The 1,009-nt window shown below is 70.5% G+C and carries 2 protein-coding genes; one reads left to right on the top strand and one right to left on the bottom strand.

Features of this window, described 5'->3' with window-relative positions; all coding sequences use genetic code 11:
- A partial coding sequence (locus BIV01_RS12865) for an exodeoxyribonuclease III (RefSeq protein WP_071303094.1) occupies window positions 1–594 on the bottom strand: 594 nt, incomplete at its 3' end.
- 56 nt (window positions 595–650) lie between these two features.
- Here BIV01_RS12865 and BIV01_RS12860 point away from each other — a divergent pair.
- Window positions 651–986, top strand: a complete 336-nt coding sequence (locus tag BIV01_RS12860; protein ID WP_071296538.1) for a hypothetical protein — start codon at window positions 651–653, stop codon at window positions 984–986.
- Window positions 987–1,009 lie beyond the last annotated feature (23 nt).

The following is a 1,009-nucleotide window of genomic DNA, read 5'->3' as shown; positions in this document are numbered from 1 at the left end:
GTCGGCGCCCTCGACCTCGGCGCCCTGCTCGCCGAAGAACCGCGAGAAGTAGGCACGCTCACGCGGCAGGAAGCCCGCGCGCTTGACGTTGCCCTTCCAGTTCTTGATGTCCCGCTGGTCGTGCCCGACGTTGAGGTCGCCGACGACGACCGCGAGCGGGTTGTGCTCGCGGAGCTTCGGCAGCCGCTCGGTCATCGCGTCGAGGAACTTCCACTTCTCGTCCTGCTTCGGGGTGTCCACCTCGCCCGAGTGCACGTACGTCGAGACGACCGTCACCGTGGTGCCGCCGATCTCGTAGTCGGCCTCGAGCCAACGCCCGGCGGAGTCGAAGTCGTCCGCACCGAGCGCGACACGGTGCACGTGCGCGCTGTGGCGGGAGGCGATCGCGACGCCCGCCCGACCCTTCGCGGTCGCGGGGTCGTGCACGATGTCCCACTCGTCGCCGAGGAGCCCGGCGAGGTCGTCGCTCGACGCGCGGACCTCTTGCAGGGCGAGCACGTCGACGTCGCGGGTGGCGAGCCAGTCGCCCATGCCCTTCCGGAACGCGGCACGGATGCCGTTCACGTTGACGGATGCGAGGCGCAGGCGTGTCATGCAGAACACCCTATCGGCGGGTGCCGACACGGCTGCGCCGGTCGTAGGCTCGCGCCGTGACCGTCGTGATGACCGTGGGGGAGCTGCTCGCCGCGTTCCGTCCCGTGGCCGAGCAGATGCTGCGCCCGGACGAGTTCAGGGGAGCAGAGTTCTGGGTGTACAGCGACTGGTCCGAACGACTGCGGCGGGTGGTCGACACCGAGGCCGCCGACGAGGGGATGGCGCTCGCCTGGTCGGTCGCCGGGGACGACGGCGATTCGTGGCTGTGGCTCCGCGACGGGGAACCGGAGATGCTGCTGAAGATCGCCGACGACCTGCAGGACTTCATCGCCGAGAGTGCCTTCGCCTGGGGCGAGCTGCGCCCGATCCCGCCGCTGGGGCAGGAGCAGTAGGGGCGACCGGACGACGGACGGGA

Origin of the sequence: Curtobacterium sp. MCBA15_013 (genome assembly GCF_001865095.1) — a bacterium.
Taxonomy (GTDB): domain Bacteria; phylum Actinomycetota; class Actinomycetes; order Actinomycetales; family Microbacteriaceae; genus Curtobacterium.
This window is presented reverse-complemented; position numbering and strand designations above follow the sequence as displayed.